Origin of the sequence: Pseudomonas phoenicis, from assembly GCF_047302395.1 — a bacterium.
Classification (GTDB): Bacteria; Pseudomonadota; Gammaproteobacteria; order Pseudomonadales; family Pseudomonadaceae; genus Aquipseudomonas.
Window position 1 is genome coordinate 1,255,909 of sequence record NZ_CP154852.1, and the last position, 16,514, is coordinate 1,272,422.

The following is a 16,514-nucleotide window of genomic DNA, read 5'->3' on the forward strand; positions in this document are numbered from 1 at the left end:
GGCCGTTCGCTGGCGCGTTCGGATGGGTCTTCAGGCCACACCGAAAACACAAGTGGTCGCCACAGTGCAAATCCTCGTCGCCAGCGTGCGCTTGCCCGTCGAGTTGCCAGCGTAGCGTGTATTCACGGTCCGCAGAGGCCGGTCGCACAAAAACGCCCTGCCGATGGAGAGCCACCATGCACCGCTCGATCCGCCGCTATTGCTTACCCCTTGTCCTGGGCAGCCTGTTGTCCGCCCCATCATTCGCCGCCGAGCCCGCCGTGTGCAAGGACGTGCGCATGGGCGTGGTCAACTGGACCGACGTCATCGCCACCAGCGCCATGGCCCAGGTGCTGCTCGACGATCTGGGCTATCGCACCAAGCAGACCAGCGCTTCGCAACAGATCATCTTCGCCGGCATCCGCGACCAGCGCCTGGACCTGTTCCTGGGTTACTGGAACCCGATCATGACCAAGACCATCACCCCCTTCGTCGACGCCGGCCAGGTCAAGGTGCTCGACAAGCCCAGCCTGGACGATGCCCGCGCCACCCTTGCCGTACCGCAGTACCTGGCCGACAAAGGCCTGAAGCGGTTCGCCGACATTCAAAAATTCAAGCAGGAGCTGGGCGGCAAGATCTACGGGATCGAACCGGGTTCGGGGGCCAATACGCAGATCAAGGCAATGATCGACACGAATCGGTTCGGCCTGGCGGGGTTCACCTTGGTCGAGTCCAGCGAGGCCGGCATGCTCGCCGCGGTGGACCGTGCGATTCGGCGCCAAGAGGCGGTGGTGTTCTTCGGCTGGAAGCCGCACCCGATGAACGTCAACGTCAAGGGCGGCATGGTCTACCTGGCCGACAGCGAAGGCGCGATGGGGCCCGACGAGGGCCGTGCCACGGTGTGGACCGTCACCGCGCCGGACTATGCCGAGCGCTGCCCCAACGCCTACCGTCTGCTGAGCAACCTGACCTTCAGCGCCGAGGACGAGAGCCGCATGATGCAGCCGCTGCTCGACCGCAAGAACCCGCTCGACTCGGCGCGCCAGTGGCTCAAGGACCATCCGCAGGACAAGACCCGCTGGCTCGAAGGCGTCACCACCTTCGACGGCAAACCGGCGCTGTAGCTCGCCGTGCCTGGAAGTGCACCCAACACTTGGCAACGCTGCCCCCGTGGAAGCGGCCAGTCCGGCGCTCCGATTAGCCGCGATGGCCGACAACGCCCCACCTGTAGGAGCGGCTTTAGCCGCGATGGCCGGCAACGCCGGCCCAGTTCAAGCGATGCATTTCTACAGAGGAATCGCGGTAACTGATGTGGGCCGGCGTTGCCGGCTGTCGCGGCTGATCGGGGCGCCGAACCGGCCCCCTCCACAGGCGCGTGACTGCGCCGCTGAGAGCGCACTGCCCTTACACCCGGACCACGACCATCTTTTCCCCGACACGCACCCGACCGCGCCAAGGAGTTCGCCCCATGAACCACGACATCATCATCACCTGCGCCCTCACCGGCGCCGGCGACACCGCCAGCAAAAGCCACCTGGTGCCCGTCACGCCGCAACAGATCGCCGCCGCCGCCGTGGAGGCGGCCAAGGCCGGCGCCACCGTGGTGCACTGCCATGTGCGCGACCCGCACACCGGCCGCTTCAGCCGCGACGTGGCGCTGTACCGCGAGGTCATGGAACGCATCCGCGAAGCCGACGTGGACATCATCGTCAACCTCACCGCCGGCATGGGCGGCGACCTGGAGATCGGCCCGGGCGAATCGCCCATGGACTTCGGCAGCGGCACCGACCTGATCGGCCCACTGGAGCGGCTGGCCCACGTGGAGGCGCTGCTGCCGGACATCTGCACGCTCGACTGCGGCACCCTCAACTTCGGCGATGGCAACTCGATCTACGTCTCCACCCCGGCGCAACTGCGCGCCGGTGCCAAGCGCATCACCGAACTGGGGGTCAAGGCCGAACTGGAGATCTTCGACACCGGCCACCTGTGGTTCGCCAAGCAGATGATCAAGGAAGGCCTGCTCGACGACCCACTGTTCCAGCTGTGCCTGGGCATTCCCTGGGGCGCACCGGCCGACACCGCGACCATGAAGGCGATGGTCGACAACCTGCCGGCCGGCGCCACCTGGGCAGGCTTCGGCATCGGCCGCATGCAGATGCCGATGGCGGCCCAGGCCGTGTTGCTCGGCGGCAACGTGCGGGTAGGCCTGGAAGACAACCTGTACCTGGACCGCGGCGTGCTGGCCAGCAACGGCCAACTGGTCGAACGCGCGGTGGAGATCGTCTCGCGCCTGGGCGCCCGCGTGCTCAGCCCTGCCGAAGGCCGGGAAAAGATGCGCCTCAAGCGCCGCTGAACGCTACTCACCCCCATTGACCGATGACCCTGCCGTGCGAGCGGGCCCGCGCCCGCTCGGCCGGCGCTCGTCCCTGCCACCGCTTCGCTAGAGGATTCGCCATGCCTTTCATCTCCACGATCAACACCTTCGCCGCCCTGGGTAGCGGCGTCATCGGCAGCGGCTGGGTCGCCCGCGCCCTGGCCCACGGCCTGGACGTAGTGGCCTGGGACCCGGCCCCTGGCGCCGAACGAGCCTTGCGCCAGCGCATCGCCAACGCCTGGCCGGCGCTGGAGAAACAAGGCCTGACCCCCGGCGCCGCGCAAAGCCGACTGACCTTCGTGGACACCATCGAAGCCTGCGTACGCGACGCCGACTTCATCCAGGAAAGCGCGCCCGAACGCCTCGACCTCAAGCTCGACCTGCACGCCCGCATCAGCGCCGCGGCCAAACCCGACGCGATCATCGCCTCCAGTACCTCGGGATTATTGCCCAGCGAGTTCTACGAATCGGCCACCCGTCCCGAACGCTGTGTGGTCGGCCACCCGTTCAACCCGGTGTACCTGCTGCCGCTGGTGGAAGTGGTCGGCGGTCGGCACACCGCCCCCGAAGCCATCGAAGCCGCCAAAGCGATCTACACCGCACTCGGCATGCGCCCGCTGCACGTGCGCAAAGAGGTGCCCGGCTTCATCGCGGACCGCCTGCTCGAAGCGCTCTGGCGCGAGGCCTTGCACCTGGTCAACGACGGCGTGGCCAGCACCGGCGAAATCGACGACGCGATCCGCTTCGGCGCCGGCCTGCGCTGGTCGTTCATGGGCACCTTCCTGACCTACACCCTGGCCGGCGGCGATGCCGGCATGCGCCACTTCATGCAGCAGTTCGGACCTGCCTTGCAGTTGCCCTGGACCTACCTGCCGGCGCCCGATCTCACCGAGCGCCTGATCGACGACGTGGTCGACGGCACTGCAGCGCAACTGGGCGAGCGCAGCATCGCCGCGCTGGAACGCTACCGCGACGACACCCTGCTGGCCGTACTGGACGCCGTTAAAACCAGCAAGGCCAGGCACGGCCTGGCCTTCGACGAGTGAGGAACGCAACATGAGCGCAGCGATCACCTACCGCACCGCCATCGGCGAAGACTGGGTCGATTACAACGGCCATTTGCGTGACGCCTATTACCTGCTGATCTTCAGCTACGCCACCGATGCGCTGATGGAGCGTATCGGCCTGGATGCCGACAGCCGAGGGCAAAGCGGCCATTCGCTGTTCACGCTGGAGGCGCATATCAACTACCTGCATGAAGTGAAGCGCGGCACCGAGGTCTGGGTGCAAACCCACATCGTCGAGTTCGACCACAAGCGCTTGCTGGTCCTCCACACGCTGCACCGCGAGGGTTTCGATGACGTGCTGGCCGCCAGTGAGCAGATGCTGCTGCACGTGAGCCTGGCCGGGCCGAAGTCGGCCCCGTTCGGGGAGCGTAGCCTTCAGGCTTTGCACGCGCTGACTGCCCCGCAGCCCGAACGAGCCGCCCTGCAATGGCGTGCCCGAGCGCTGAGCCTTTCGCGCTGAGGGTCGCCGCGAGCAGGCAAGGCGGCCGCGCAGGGCGGGCCGGTCGTACGCAGCATTGGCCATCCCAGTGCCGCAAAAAAAACCCCGGAAAGCCGTGAGCATCCGGGGCCAAGCGCGAGCATCCACTGTGTGTGAGGGCGGGTGACCAAACCTGCCGAGGACCGTGAATGGATTCAGTGTGGCCGATTTGCAGGGCGCATGATTTAGCCGGAAACGACCTGCTCTTAGCCAAAGCGGCCATGCTCCGGCGCGCCCCTTGCGAGCCTGTCGCAGGCGACACAGAATCGGTCGCAAACCTCATAACAAGGAACCACGACCATGATGCATGCGGACTTGATCGATCAGGACGACCTGGCAGGCTTCCTCCGGGCACGCGGCTTCGACGTGCCGGCCGGCGCCAGCGCCGAGCAGGCCTGCAACGCCGCCGTGCGTGGGCTGAACGCACCCAATGCCAGGTCGCTCAAGAGCATGGTCGAGGAGATGTACACCGGCAGTGCGACCATCCTGCCGGCCGTGCGCCAGGCCATCGACAAGCAACTGTTGCCTGCGCTGGCGCAGTTCAAGCCGCAACAGGCTTGAACGACGACGCTTGGCCCGGCGCCCGCAGCGAGCGCCGCGGCCGGGCCTTCAGAGTCTACAGACGAACGCTGGCGAAGGTCGATTCGTTGCGCGCCTGGCTCAGGGCCGCCATCGGGCCGCTGTGCGGCGACAGCACCATGGCCTGCGGGATCGGCATCATCGCCACCTGCTGGGTGGTGTTGGAGCCGACACGCTCGTCGCGCGGCGGAATGCCGAAGTACTCGCGGTAGCACTTGGAGAAATGCGGCGTGGAGACGAAACCGCACACCGATGCCACCTCGATGATCGACATCGGCGTCTGCTTGAGCAGTTGCCGCGCGCGGATCAGGCGCAGCTTGAGGTAGTAGCGCGACGGCGAGCAGTGCAGGTATTTCTGGAACAGGCGTTCGAGCTGACGGCGCGAGACGGCGACGTATACGGCCAGTTCGTCGAGGTCGATCGGCTCTTCCAGGTTGGCTTCCATCAGCGCGACGATTTCCTGCAACTTCGGCTGGTTGGTGCCGAGCATGTGCTTGAGCGGCACGCGCTGGTGGTCCTGTTCGTTACGAATGCGCTCGTAGACGAACATTTCCGAGATCGCCGCCGACAGTTCGCGGCCGTGGTCGCGACTGATCAGGTGCAGCATCATGTCCAGCGGTGCAGTGCCGCCGGAGCTGGTGAAGCGGTTGCGGTCGAGGGTGAACAGGCGTGTGCTCATGTTGACCCGCGGGAAGGCTTCCTGCATCGAGGCCAGACATTCCCAGTGCACGCTGCAATCGAAGCCGTCGAGCAGGCCGGCGCAGGCCAGCGCCCAACTGCCGGTGCACACCGCGCCCAGACGGCGCGATTGACGGGCCTGGGTCTGTAGCCAGGTCACGTGTTCGCGGGTCACGGTGCGCTGGATGCCCACCCCGCCGCAGACGATCACGGTGTCCATGGTCGGCGCGGCGTGCATGGCCGCGTCGGGGGTGATCTGCAATCCGTCGCTGGCCCACACCTGCCCGCCGTCGAGGGTCAGGGTGTGCCAGCGATACAGTTCGCGCCCGGACAGCTGGTTGGCCATGCGCAGCGGTTCGACCGCCGAGGCCAGGGAAATGAGGGTGAAGTTGTCCAACAGGAGGAACCCGATGGATTGGGGCGTTGTGCGGTTCTGGGATTGGGACCCGGAGGTGGACGATGTCATCGTGATTTCTCCTCACACAAATGCAGGGTGTGCCTCAGGCGAGCACTGGTTCTTGTAATGGCCCCGATTCGTTGGCGGAGCTTTTGCCAATTACAACGCAATTGGCATGCCTGAATTGGTCGAGCGTTCAACAAAGTCGAAAAACGACCTCTAAGTCAGTGGATTAGGCGCTTTCTGAAAGGCTTGTAAGAAATCGGAAAGCGCCGAGTTAGCGCGTTTGCTTATAGGCACTGAGCATTTCGGTATCACTCCTGGGAAACGTGTCCAGAAACGACATCTGGACTGTCACCGACACGTGCGCCGACGGCGGTAGCAAGTACCGGTCGGCGCGTGGCAAAGGTGTTCCAAAAAGGGGCAGTTCACAGAGGGGCGGACCCGATAACGGGCATCAGCACTCGATGGCGCTGACGGCCAGGCCGCCGCGGGAGGTTTCTTTGTACTTGTCGTGCATGTCGGCGCCAGTGTCGCGCATGGTGCGGATCACCTGGTCGAGAGAGATGAAGTGCTCGCCGTCGCCGCGCAGGGCCATCTGCACGGCGTTGATCGCCTTGACCGCTGCGATGGCGTTGCGCTCGATGCACGGCACCTGGACCAGGCCACCGACCGGGTCGCAGGTCAGGCCGAGGTTGTGTTCCAGGGCGATTTCCGCGGCGTTCTCCACCTGCGCCGGCGTGCCGCCGAGGATGTCGGCCAGTCCTGCGGCGGCCATGGCGCAGGCCGAGCCGACCTCGCCCTGGCAACCCACTTCGGCACCGGAGATCGAGGCGTTCTTCTTGCACAGGATGCCCACCGCCGCGGCGGCCAGTAGGTAGTCGACGACGTTGCTTTCGTCGACCACATCGGAAAAGCGCACGTAGTAGTGCAGCACCGCCGGAATGATGCCAGCCGCGCCATTGGTCGGCGCGGTGACCATGCGCCCGCCGGCGGCGTTCTCTTCGTTGACCGCCAGGGCGAACAGGTTGACCCACTCCATGGCGCTCATGGTCGAGCCGATCACGTTGGGCTTGCCGATTTCCTGCAGGTTGCGGTGCAGCTTGGCGGCACGGCGACGCACGTTTAGACCGCCAGGCAGCGTACCTTCGTATTTCAGACCGTTGCTCACGCATTCCTGCATGGCGTGCCAGAGTTTCAGCAGACCGGCGCGGATGTCGGCTTCGCTGCGCCAGGTCAGCTCGTTGGCCATCATCAATTGCGACACGCGCATGTCGTTTTGCTTGCACAGCGCCAGCAGCTCGGCGGCGCTGTTGAAGTCGTAGGGCAGCACGGTCTGGTCGGCGTCGAGCACACCGCTGGCGGCCTGGGCGGCGTCGACCACGAAGCCGCCGCCGACCGAGTAGTAGGTGTCCTGGTGCAGCTCGCCCTGGTCGTCGTAGGCGACCAGGGTCATGGCGTTGGGGTGGTATGGCAGGTTCTCGTCGAGCAGCAGCATGTCGCGCGCCCAGACGAAGCCGATCGGCAAGCGGCCGTCGAGCTGCAAGGTGTCGGTTTCGCGCAGCGCGGCGATGCGCGGGCCGATCTGCGTGGGGTCGATCTGGTCGGGCCACTCGCCCATCAGGCCCATCACCGTGGCGTTGTCGGTGCCGTGCCCCACACCTGTGGCCGACAGCGAACCGTACAGACGCACTTCGATGCGCCGTACCCGTTCCAACGCGTGCCGCTCGCGCAGCCCCTGCACGAACAGGGCGCCGGCGCGCATGGGGCCGACGGTGTGGGAGCTGGAAGGCCCGACACCGATCTTGAACAGGTCGAACACGCTGATGGCCATTGTCGGATCACCTCTTGATGGGCTTGTCTGTGCGCGTCATGCGCGGCGCGGCGCACCCGTCAGGCTCGGCGGGGGCCACTGGAGAGGCGTGCATCATCAAGCTTTTACCCGCCCGCTCGCCGTCTGCAACGGACGTAGTCTTGTCCGCCAGCGCCTTCACCAATGCCCCCTGCACACGCCTGCGATGGCCGCTTTCAGGGCGTCCGACGGCGCAAAACAACCACCGCAAGGGTGGAAAAATCCCTAAGCGACATTGCGCGTACTGGATGCGACCTATGCTGCACTGGTTGCGACCCTGGCAGTAGGCGAATGCCCAGCGCTGGTGGATTATCGAAACCGACTCGTATTGCACGGCCCCGCAACCTGCACCCGGCAGGCCCGGACGACCGGCGCCCATCAGAAGGCGCGGCGATCCACGCGAACCCGAAGAAAAACTACAGGAGTCCACCCATGAAAGCCTCACCCTCGCTGTTGCTGGCCGCTGTGCTATGCGCACCGCTGCTGGCCCAGGCCGCCGAACCCGAGCAGTGCCACACGGTGCGCTTCTCGGACGTCGGATGGACCGACATCACCGTGACCACCGCACTCACCAGTGCCGTGCTCGAAGCCCTCGGCTACCAGACCAAGACCACCCTGATCTCCGTGCCCATCACCTACAAGTCGCTCGCCAAGGGCAAGGACCTGGACGTCTTCCTCGGCAACTGGATGCCGACCATGGAGAACGACATCAAGCCCTACCGCGAAGCCGGCACCGTCGACACCGTGCGCGCCAACCTGGAAAACGCCAAGTACACCCTCGCCGTGCCCCAGGCACTGTACGACAAGGGCCTGAAGGATTTCGCCGACATCGCCAGGTTCAAGAAGGATCTGGGCGGCAAGATCTACGGGATCGAACCGGGCAACGACGGCAATCGCACCATCCAGAGCATGATCGACAAGAACGCCTTCGGCCTTAAGGGCGCCGGCTTCAAGGTCGTGCAATCGAGCGAGGCGGCCATGCTCGCGGCCGTCGACCGTGCCGGCAAACGCGGCGAGGATGTGGTGTTCCTCGGCTGGGAACCGCATCCGATGAACAACCGCTTCAAGATGCAGTACCTCACCGGCGGCGACGAATTCTTCGGCCCCGACTACGGCAAGGCGACCGTCTACACCAACACGCGCAAGGGTTACGTAGAGGAATGCAGCAACGTTGGCCAGTTGCTGAAGAACCTGGCGTTCACCCTGCCGATGGAAAGCACCCTGATGGGCAATGTCCTGGACGACAAGATGAAAGCCGACGCGGCCGCCAAGGCCTGGCTGAAGAACAATCCGGATGTGCTCGACACCTGGCTGGCCGGGGTGACGACCGTCGATGGCAAACCGGGGCTGGAGGCGGCCAAGGCCAAGCTCACGCAATAACGACCCACGCAATAGCAGGCGGCCGCCCTGGCCGCCAGGCACTACCGCGGGGTGGGACCGTGCCCGCCCCGGACTGATTTCAATCTTTGCAGGTGGAAGCTCGCTATCATGCTCATCGATCAGAAAATACCGCTAGGCCAGTACATGGCATCGTTCGTCGAGTGGCTGACGCAAATCGGCGCCAACTACTTCGACGCCATCGCCAAGGGCCTGGAGTTCATGATTTTCGGGGTCACCAATGCCCTGACCTGGTTCAACCCGCTGGTGCTCATCGCCCTGTTCGCAGCGCTGGCGCACCTGATCCAGCGCCGCATCGGCCTGACCCTCTTCGTCGCCCTGTCGTTTCTGCTGATCCTCAACCTTGGGTACTGGCAGGAAACCATGGAAACCCTCGCCCAAGTCACCTTCGCCACAGTGGTGTGCGTGGCCATCGGCGTGCCACTGGGCATCCTCGCCGCGCACAAGCCGATGTTCTACACCGCCATGCGTCCGGTGCTGGACCTGATGCAGACCGTCCCCACCTTCGTCTACCTGATTCCGACCCTGACCCTGTTCGGCCTCGGCGTGGTGCCGGGCCTGATCTCGACGGTGGTGTTCGCCATCGCCGCGCCCATTCGCCTGACCTACCTGGGCATCTGCGACGTGCCGCAAGAGCTGATGGACGCCGGCAAGGCTTTCGGCTGCTCGCGCCGCCAACTGCTGACCCGCATCGAACTGCCGCACGCCATGCCGAGCATCGCCGCCGGCGTCACGCAATGCATCATGCTGTCGCTGTCGATGGTGGTGATCGCCGCCCTGGTCGGCGCCGACGGTCTGGGCAAACCAGTGGTCAACGCCTTGAACACCGCCGATATTTCCCTGGGCTTCGAAGCGGGCCTGGCGATCGTCCTGCTGGCGATCATGCTCGACCGTATCTGCAAGCAACCCGAGCTGCCGGCAAGGAGTGAAGCATGAGCATCATCCGATTCGAAGACGTCGACGTCATCTTCACCAACAAGCCGCGCGAAGCCTTGAGCCTGCTCGACGAAGGCAAGACCCGCGAACAGATCCTCAAGCAGACCGGCTTGGTAGTCGGTGTGGAAAAGGCCAACCTGGACATCAACAAGGGCGAAATCTGCGTGCTGATGGGCCTGTCCGGCTCGGGCAAGTCGAGCCTCTTGCGCTGCATCAACGGCCTCAACACCGTGAGCCGCGGCAAGTTGTTCGTCGAGCACGAAGGCAACCACATCGACATCGCCCATTGCTCGGCGGCCGAATTGAAGATGATGCGTACCAAACGCATCGCCATGGTGTTCCAGAAGTTCGCCCTGATGCCCTGGCTGACAGTGCGCGAAAACATCAGCTTCGGCCTGGAAATGCAGGGTCGGCCCGAGAAGGAGCGGCGCAAGCTGGTGGACGAGAAGCTCGAACTGGTGGGCCTGGCGCAGTGGCGCAACAAGCGTCCCGATGAGCTGTCGGGCGGCATGCAACAGCGGGTGGGCCTGGCCCGGGCGCTGGCCATGGACGCCGACATCCTGTTGATGGACGAACCCTTCTCGGCGCTCGACCCGCTGATCCGCCAGGGGCTGCAAGACGAGCTGCTGGAACTGCAACGCAAGCTGAGCAAGACCATCGTGTTCGTCAGCCACGACCTGGACGAAGCGCTCAAGCTCGGTTCGCGCATCGCCATCATGAAAGACGGACGGATCATCCAGTACAGCAAACCCGAAGAGATCGTGCTGAACCCTGCCGACGAATACGTGCGCACCTTCGTCGCCCATACCAACCCGCTCAACGTGCTGTGCGGGCGCAGCCTGATGCGCACCCTCGACCAGTGCAAGCGCATCAACGGTTCGGTGTGCCTGGACCCAGGCGACGATGCCTGGCTGGACTTGGGCGAAAGCGGTTCGCTGCAGCGTGCACGCCAGGGCCAGAACGGTCTGGACATGCAGCACTGGGCGCCGGGGCAAGCGGTCGAAGCGCTGGGCCGCCGGCCGACCCTGGTGCACGCCGACATCGGCATGCGCGAGGCGCTGCAGATCCGTTACCACACCGGCAACAAGCTGGTGTTGCAAGAGAACGACCGGGTGGTGGGAATCCTGGGCGATACCGAGCTGTACCACGCCCTGCTCGGCAAGAACCACGGGTAAGGCTCGCTTGAGGGCCGCATTGCGGCCCATCGCGGCCCATCGCGGCTAAAAGCCGCTCCCACAGGGTGCGACGATGCTGCGCGCGGTCGTGTAGGAGCGGCTTTAGCCGCGATGGGCGGCAAAGCCGCCCTAATGGCCCCAGTGCCGACCCACTAGGGATTGCGCGGCGCCTGAACTAGGGCCGCGCTGCGGCCCATCGCGGCTGAACCGGTGCGCCGGCTGGCCGCTCCTACAGAGGGTTCAGCGTATGACGATACCGCGTGCAGCCATGTAGGCCTTGGCTTCCGGCACGGTGTATTCGCCGAAGTGGAATATGCTCGCCGCCAGCACTGCGCTGGCGTGGCCTTCGGTGATGCCGTCGGCCAGGTGCTGCAGGTTGCCGACGCCGCCCGAGGCGATCACCGGGATACCCAGCGCGTCGCTGATGGCGCGGGTCACGCCCAGGTCGAAGCCATTCTTCATACCGTCCTGGTCCATGCTGGTCAACAGGATCTCCCCCGCCCCCAACGCTTCCATCTTCTTCGCCCACTCCACGGCGTCCAGCCCAGTCGGCTTGCGCCCGCCATGGGTGAAGATTTCCCAGCGCGGCGTCTCGCCCGGCGCGGAGACCTTCTTCGCGTCGATGGCCACCACGATGCACTGCGAACCGAAGCGCTCGGCGGCCTCGCCGACGAACTCCGGATTGAACACCGCGGCGGTGTTGATCGAGACCTTGTCGGCGCCGGCGTTGAGCAGGTTGCGGATGTCCTGCACGCTGCGCACGCCGCCGCCTACGGTCAGCGGGATGAACACCTGGCTGGCCATGCGTTCGACGGTGTGCAGCGTGGTGTCACGGCCATCGACGCTGGCGGTGATGTCGAGGAAGGTGATTTCGTCGGCGCCCTGCTCGTTGTAGCGACGGGCGATTTCCACAGGGTCGCCGGCATCGCGGATGTTCTCGAACTTGACGCCCTTGACCACCCGGCCGTTGTCCACGTCCAGGCAAGGGATGATGCGCTTGGCCAGTGCCATGGTTCGCTCCTCAGCCTTGGTAGGTGTCGCAGAAGGCCTGGGCCTCGGCGACGTCCAGGGTGCCTTCGTAGATCGCCCGGCCGGTGATGGCGCCGACGATGCCAGGCGTTTTGGCCTCCAGCAAGGCTTTGATGTCGCCCAGGTTGTGGATGCCGCCCGAGGCGATCACCGGAATGCGCGTGGCTTCGGCCAAGGCTTTGGTGAAGGGCACGTTGCAGCCTTGCATCATGCCGTCCTTGGCGATGTCGGTGTAGACGATCGCCGACACGCCATCGGCCTCGAAGCGCTTGGCCAGGTCGATCACCTGCACGCTGCTGACCTCGGCCCAGCCGTCGGTGGCGACGAAGCCGTCCTTGGCGTCCAGGCCGACGATGACCTTGCCCGGGAAGGCCTTGCACGCTTCGGTGACGAACTCGGGCTGCTTGACCGCCTTGGTACCGATGATCACATAGCTGACGCCGGCCTTGACGTAGTGCTCGATGGTTTCCAGCGAGCGGATGCCGCCGCCGATCTGGATCGGCAGGTGCGGGTAGCGCTTGGCGATGGCGGTGACCACTTCACCGTTGACCGGCTGGCCTTCGAACGCGCCGTTGAGGTCGACCAGGTGCAGGCGCCGGCAACCGCCGTCGACCCACTTGGCGGCCATGCTCACCGGGTCGTCGGAAAATACCGTGGAATCTTCCATACGGCCTTGGCGCAGGCGCACGCAGGCACCGTCTTTCAAATCGATAGCAGGGATGATCAGCATTGCAGGTTCCTTTTTAGCGGCGAGCTGCCAGCGACAAGCTGCAAGCAGTGCGCGTCATAATCGGTTCAAGCGGGTTCGGCTCGTCGCTTGAAGCTCACTCTTTTTCCAAGGCCCGGGTTGCGGCCCCCCTTCTTGGCGGCAGGCTGCTAGCGACAAGCTGCAAGCAATGCGCGTAGTAACCGGTTCAGACGGGTTTGGCTTGCCGTGTGAAGTTCACCCTTTTTCCAGCGCCCACAGATCGCTTTCGATGCTTTCGAAGCGTTCCTTGAGGTGCAGTTGGATATCGGCGACAGCCCGGTTGTAGTAATGCGGTGCGATGTCCTTGGCGAACACCTCGAGCACCTCGGCCACCTCGAACGAACCCAGCTCCAACTCGAAGCGGTCTTCGAGAAAACGCTTGAGGGTATCGAGCGCCTCGCGTTCCTGTTCGGGCGCGAGGGTCAGGACGGGTGCCTTGGTACGCGAGGCCGCCATCTACCAGCGTCCGTCCCAGGCGACGAAGTTCTGCAGCAGTTGCAGGCCATGGGTGTGGCTCTTCTCGGGATGGAACTGCACGGCGAAGCGCGAGCCCTCGGCCAGGGCGGCGGCGAAGTCGACGCCATAGTGGCCGCGACCGACCACTTGCCCAGGCTTGCCAGCCTCGATGTAGTAGCTGTGCACGAAATAGAAGCGGGCACGCTCGGGAATGTCGTGCCACAGCGGGTGGGCATTGGCCTGGCTGACTTCGTTCCAGCCCATGTGCGGCACCTTCAGGTGCTCGCCCTGCTCTTCCAGGCCCTTGCCGAAGAAGCGCACCTGGCCGGGGAACAGGCCGATGCAGTCCACGCCCTGGTTTTCTTCGCTGCGGTCGAGCAAGGCCTGCATGCCGACGCAGATGCCGAGGAAAGGACGGTCCTGGCTGACTTCGCGCACCAGGCTGTCGAAGCCCAGACGGCGGATTTCGGCCATGCAGTCGCGGATCGCGCCGACACCCGGAAAGACCACGCGGTCGGCTTCACGGATCACGTTGGCGTCGCTGGTGACCAGCACCTTGCCGGCGCCGACATGCTCCAGGGCCTTGGCCACCGAGTGCAGGTTGCCCATGCCGTAGTCGATTACCGCTACCGTCTGCATTACAGGCACCCTTTGGTCGACGGCATCTGCCCGGCCATGCGCTCGTCCTGCTCCACGGCCATGCGCAGCGCGCGGCCAAAAGCCTTGAACACGGTTTCGATCTGGTGGTGGGTGTTGTGCCCGCGCAGGTTGTCGATGTGCAGGGTCACCTGGGCGTGGTTGACGAAGCCCTGGAAGAATTCCTGGAACAGGTCGACGTCGAAGCCGCCCACGCTGGCGCGGGTGTAGGGGATGTGCATCTGCAGGCCCGGACGGCCGGAGAAGTCGATGACCACGCGCGACAGCGCTTCGTCGAGCGGCACGTAGGCATGGCCGTAGCGGCGGATGCCTTTCTTGTCGCCGACGGCCTTGGCGAAGGCCTGGCCGAGGGTGATGCCGACGTCTTCGACGGTATGGTGGTCGTCGATGTGCAGGTCGCCCTTGCACGCGATGTCCAGGTCGATCAGCCCGTGTCGGGCGATCTGGTCGAGCATGTGCTCGAGGAAAGGCACGCCGATATCGAATCGGGCCGTACCCGTGCCATCCAGGTTGATCGAGGCCTTGACCTGGGTCTCCAGGGTGTTGCGCTCGACGGACGCCATACGTTCAACCATCACCAGCTCCGCAGAATCATTGGGCGAAAAGGCCAGCATTATAGGCGTAGATGACGTTGGCTTGATATGCGCGTGACAGGTGGCGTGTGGAAAAGGGCCATTGCAAATCGATCGTGGATCGGGGCCGCGTCGCGGCCCATCGCGGCTAAAGCCGCTCCCACAGGTAAATTTCCATGTAGGAGCGGCTTTAGCCGCGATGGGCGGCAAAGCCGCCCCGGTTCAGGCCCTGCGCACTCTGCAGATAAGCATTTGCCGCATAGGCCCTGCCGTTCCGGTCAGCCCGAGCAAGCCTGACCGGCCGTAGGCTGAACCGCCCCTATCCTTTAGTGGAACAGCACGGCGGTTTTCTGCAAGGTGATCCACACCCCCCAAGCCAGCGGAATCACCACCACGGCCCAGGCCAGCGCCACCAGCGGCGCGCTGCCCGGCGCGGCGCGCCATTCCAGCGACTGTGCGCCGTCGGCGCCCTTGTCGTGGCTCAGGGCGCGTTCGGCGGCCAGCTCTGCGTCGGTCATGAAGTACTTCTCGTTGACCGGACGGATCAGCGCGTTGCAGACGAAGCCCAGCACCAGCAGGCCGGCGAGGATGTACAGGGTCATGTCGTAGGCGGCCGCACGCTCGACGCCCGCCGCCAGCTGCGACTCGCGCAGGTAGGTGATCAGCACCGGCCCCAGCACCCCGGCGGCTGCCCAGGCGGTCAGCAGGCGACCGTGGATGGCGCCGACCATCTGCGTGCCGAACAGGTCGGCCAGGTACGCCGGTACCGTGGAGAAACCGCCGCCGTACATCGACAGGATGATGCAGAACGCCGCCACGAACAGCGCCACGTTGCCCAGGTGGCCCATGTTCGGCACCAGGCTGTAGAGCGCCACGCCCAAGGCGAAGAAGGCGAAGTAGGTGTTCTTGCGCCCGATGTAGTCGGAGAACGACGCCCAGAAGAAGCGCCCACCGATGTTGAACAGGCTCAGCAACCCGGTGAAGCCCGCAGCGATGGCGGCGATCTGCGCCAGTTGCGCGGCGTTCAGCTCGCTGAAGCTCAAGCCGTTGCCCAGCAGCTTGCCGGCGAACACTTCCTGCAACAGGGGCGAGGCCATGCCGAGGATGCCGATACCGGCCGACACGTTCAGGCACAGCACCAGCCAGACCAGGACGAACTGCGGCGTTTTCCAAGCCACGCTGACGTGCACGTGGCGGTCGGTGACCATGCCGTTACCGGCCTTCTTGGCCGGCGCCACCCAGCCTTCGGGTTTCCAGCCGGTCGGCGGCACGCGGTAGGTCAGCGCGCCGGCGGTCATGAACACGAAGTAGATCGCCGCCATGACCATGAAGCTCTGCCACACGCCCACCTCTTGCGCATTGCCGAAGTGGCCCATCAGCGCCGTGGCCAGGGGAGCACCGACCATCGCGCCGCCGCCGAAGCCCATGATCGCCATGCCGGTGGCCATGCCGCGCTTGTCCGGGAACCACTTGATCAGGGTCGAGACCGGAGAAATGTAGCCCAGGCCCAGACCGATACCGCCGATCACGCCCGAACCCAGCCACATCAGCCACAGCTGGTGGGTTTTCACGCCGATCGCCGAGATCAGCATGCCGCCGCACCAGCACAGCGCCGAGACCAGACCGGCTTTACGCGGCCCCGCGTGTTCCAGCCAGCCGCCGAGCACGGCCGCCGAGCAGCCGAGGAAGACGAAGAACAGGGTGTAGATCCAGCTCAGCATCGAGATCGGCCAATCGCACTCGTTGGTGAACAGCTTGGCGATGAAGCCCATGTCTGGCGAGCAGGCGATCGGCGCGGTGATCCCCAGCGACTGCGACAACGGCAGCCAGAACACCGAGAAGCCGTAGGCCATGCCGATGCACAGGTGGATGGCCAGCGCGGCCGGTGGAACCAGCCAGCGGTTGAAACCGGGCCGGGCGATGATCCGCTCCTTGGACAGGAAGCTCGGCGCGTGCGCCGGAGCTCCTGCAGTGGTGCTGCGAGACATAGGTCGTTCCTTTCGTAAGTGGGCTGCGTTCGCCAATTGAATGCCCGGCTCTGGGTGCTTGCATGCAAGGCGGCACCGGCCTTTGGGGGCAACGTCTGCGACATCTCGCCGCATTCGCTGCGAACGCGTGGCAAGGGTAGCAGTTAACCTG

General features: G+C 65.0%; 16 protein-coding genes. 8 read left to right on the plus strand and 8 right to left on the minus strand.

Annotated elements, in window-relative coordinates; all coding sequences use genetic code 11:
- The first annotated feature begins 176 nt into the window (after positions 1–176).
- The 5 genes from choX to AA0Z93_RS05725 all read left to right on the plus strand — a co-directional run bounded on the left by choX (position 177) and on the right by AA0Z93_RS05725 (position 4,459).
- On the plus strand, positions 177–1,103 hold the full coding sequence (gene choX, locus AA0Z93_RS05705; RefSeq protein ID WP_413046005.1) for a choline ABC transporter substrate-binding protein: 927 nt from the start codon (positions 177–179) through the stop codon (positions 1,101–1,103).
- A gap of 344 nt (positions 1,104–1,447) precedes the next feature.
- Positions 1,448–2,332, plus strand: a complete 885-nt coding sequence (locus AA0Z93_RS05710) for a 3-keto-5-aminohexanoate cleavage protein (protein ID WP_296266425.1) — start codon at positions 1,448–1,450, stop codon at positions 2,330–2,332.
- Between the two features lie 101 nt (positions 2,333–2,433).
- Positions 2,434–3,399, plus strand: a complete 966-nt coding sequence (locus AA0Z93_RS05715) for an L-carnitine dehydrogenase (protein ID WP_413046004.1) — start codon at positions 2,434–2,436, stop codon at positions 3,397–3,399.
- Between the two features lie 10 nt (positions 3,400–3,409).
- Positions 3,410–3,880: a thioesterase family protein gene (locus tag AA0Z93_RS05720; protein WP_413046003.1), complete on the plus strand. Its 471-nt coding sequence runs from the start codon at positions 3,410–3,412 to the stop codon at positions 3,878–3,880.
- 318 nt (positions 3,881–4,198) lie between these two features.
- Positions 4,199–4,459 (plus strand): hypothetical protein, encoded by a 261-nt coding sequence (locus tag AA0Z93_RS05725; protein ID WP_314493353.1) that lies wholly within the window; start codon positions 4,199–4,201, stop codon positions 4,457–4,459.
- Positions 4,460–4,514: 55 nt separating this feature from the next.
- Here the strand turns inward: AA0Z93_RS05725 and AA0Z93_RS05730 are convergent, their stop codons facing one another.
- Both AA0Z93_RS05730 and AA0Z93_RS05735 read right to left on the minus strand, forming a co-directional pair.
- On the minus strand, positions 4,515–5,621 hold the full coding sequence (locus AA0Z93_RS05730; RefSeq protein ID WP_313739629.1) for a GlxA family transcriptional regulator: 1,107 nt from the start codon (positions 5,619–5,621) through the stop codon (positions 4,515–4,517).
- A 388-nt stretch (positions 5,622–6,009) separates the two neighbouring features.
- A complete protein-coding gene (locus AA0Z93_RS05735; protein ID WP_413046002.1) occupies positions 6,010–7,386 on the minus strand; it encodes an L-serine ammonia-lyase in 1,377 nt (458 codons plus the stop codon).
- A gap of 450 nt (positions 7,387–7,836) precedes the next feature.
- Between AA0Z93_RS05735 and AA0Z93_RS05740 the strand changes: the two genes are divergently transcribed.
- The 3 genes from AA0Z93_RS05740 to choV all read left to right on the plus strand — a co-directional run bounded on the left by AA0Z93_RS05740 (position 7,837) and on the right by choV (position 10,913).
- Positions 7,837–8,784, plus strand: a complete 948-nt coding sequence (locus AA0Z93_RS05740) for a choline ABC transporter substrate-binding protein (protein WP_413046001.1) — start codon at positions 7,837–7,839, stop codon at positions 8,782–8,784.
- A gap of 105 nt (positions 8,785–8,889) precedes the next feature.
- Complete coding sequence (gene choW, locus AA0Z93_RS05745; protein WP_413048342.1) at positions 8,890–9,738, plus strand: choline ABC transporter permease subunit; 849 nt, start codon at positions 8,890–8,892, stop codon at positions 9,736–9,738.
- Positions 9,735–10,913 (plus strand): choline ABC transporter ATP-binding protein, encoded by a 1,179-nt coding sequence (choV, locus tag AA0Z93_RS05750; RefSeq protein ID WP_413046000.1) that lies wholly within the window; start codon positions 9,735–9,737, stop codon positions 10,911–10,913. Before choW ends, choV begins: the two co-directional genes overlap by 4 nt.
- 240 nt (positions 10,914–11,153) lie before the next feature.
- Here choV and hisF read toward each other — a convergent pair whose 3' ends face one another.
- From hisF to AA0Z93_RS05780, 6 genes are all read right to left on the minus strand, one after another.
- A complete protein-coding gene (gene hisF / locus AA0Z93_RS05755) occupies positions 11,154–11,924 on the minus strand; it encodes an imidazole glycerol phosphate synthase subunit HisF (RefSeq protein WP_413045999.1) in 771 nt (256 codons plus the stop codon).
- A gap of 10 nt (positions 11,925–11,934) precedes the next feature.
- A complete protein-coding gene (gene hisA, locus AA0Z93_RS05760) occupies positions 11,935–12,672 on the minus strand; it encodes a 1-(5-phosphoribosyl)-5-[(5-phosphoribosylamino)methylideneamino]imidazole-4-carboxamide isomerase (RefSeq protein ID WP_413045998.1) in 738 nt (245 codons plus the stop codon).
- Positions 12,673–12,885: 213 nt separating this feature from the next.
- The gene (locus tag AA0Z93_RS05765; RefSeq protein WP_413045997.1) at positions 12,886–13,146 is read right to left on the minus strand and encodes a DUF2164 domain-containing protein; all 261 of its coding nucleotides are present in this window, start codon (positions 13,144–13,146) and stop codon (positions 12,886–12,888) included.
- Positions 13,147–13,785, minus strand: a complete 639-nt coding sequence (gene hisH, locus AA0Z93_RS05770; protein ID WP_413045996.1) for an imidazole glycerol phosphate synthase subunit HisH — start codon at positions 13,783–13,785, stop codon at positions 13,147–13,149.
- Positions 13,785–14,378, minus strand: a complete 594-nt coding sequence (hisB, locus tag AA0Z93_RS05775; RefSeq protein WP_296266449.1) for an imidazoleglycerol-phosphate dehydratase HisB — start codon at positions 14,376–14,378, stop codon at positions 13,785–13,787. The genes hisH and hisB overlap by 1 nt, the downstream gene beginning before the upstream one ends.
- Positions 14,379–14,701: 323 nt before the next feature.
- Positions 14,702–16,363: an OFA family MFS transporter gene (locus AA0Z93_RS05780; protein WP_413045995.1), complete on the minus strand. Its 1,662-nt coding sequence runs from the start codon at positions 16,361–16,363 to the stop codon at positions 14,702–14,704.
- Positions 16,364–16,514: the final 151 nt, after the last annotated feature.

What these genes read in the sequence shown, in the direction of transcription:
- choX (WP_413046005.1), top strand. Translation starts at nt 177, where the DNA reads ATGCACCGCTCGATCCGCCGCTATTGCTTACCCCTTGTCCTGGGCAGC.
- AA0Z93_RS05710 (WP_296266425.1), top strand. Translation starts at nt 1,448, where the DNA reads ATGAACCACGACATCATCATCACCTGCGCCCTCACCGGCGCCGGCGAC.
- AA0Z93_RS05715 (WP_413046004.1), top strand. Translation starts at nt 2,434, where the DNA reads ATGCCTTTCATCTCCACGATCAACACCTTCGCCGCCCTGGGTAGCGGC.
- AA0Z93_RS05720 (WP_413046003.1), top strand. Translation starts at nt 3,410, where the DNA reads ATGAGCGCAGCGATCACCTACCGCACCGCCATCGGCGAAGACTGGGTC.
- AA0Z93_RS05725 (WP_314493353.1), top strand. Translation starts at nt 4,199, where the DNA reads ATGATGCATGCGGACTTGATCGATCAGGACGACCTGGCAGGCTTCCTC.
- AA0Z93_RS05730 (WP_313739629.1), bottom strand. Translation starts at nt 5,621, where the DNA reads ATGACATCGTCCACCTCCGGGTCCCAATCCCAGAACCGCACAACGCCC.
- AA0Z93_RS05735 (WP_413046002.1), bottom strand. Translation starts at nt 7,386, where the DNA reads ATGGCCATCAGCGTGTTCGACCTGTTCAAGATCGGTGTCGGGCCTTCC.
- AA0Z93_RS05740 (WP_413046001.1), top strand. Translation starts at nt 7,837, where the DNA reads ATGAAAGCCTCACCCTCGCTGTTGCTGGCCGCTGTGCTATGCGCACCG.
- choV (WP_413046000.1), top strand. Translation starts at nt 9,735, where the DNA reads ATGAGCATCATCCGATTCGAAGACGTCGACGTCATCTTCACCAACAAG.
- hisF (WP_413045999.1), bottom strand. Translation starts at nt 11,924, where the DNA reads ATGGCACTGGCCAAGCGCATCATCCCTTGCCTGGACGTGGACAACGGC.
- hisA (WP_413045998.1), bottom strand. Translation starts at nt 12,672, where the DNA reads ATGCTGATCATCCCTGCTATCGATTTGAAAGACGGTGCCTGCGTGCGC.
- AA0Z93_RS05765 (WP_413045997.1), bottom strand. Translation starts at nt 13,146, where the DNA reads ATGGCGGCCTCGCGTACCAAGGCACCCGTCCTGACCCTCGCGCCCGAA.
- hisH (WP_413045996.1), bottom strand. Translation starts at nt 13,785, where the DNA reads ATGCAGACGGTAGCGGTAATCGACTACGGCATGGGCAACCTGCACTCG.
- hisB (WP_296266449.1), bottom strand. Translation starts at nt 14,378, where the DNA reads ATGGTTGAACGTATGGCGTCCGTCGAGCGCAACACCCTGGAGACCCAG.
- AA0Z93_RS05780 (WP_413045995.1), bottom strand. Translation starts at nt 16,363, where the DNA reads ATGTCTCGCAGCACCACTGCAGGAGCTCCGGCGCACGCGCCGAGCTTC.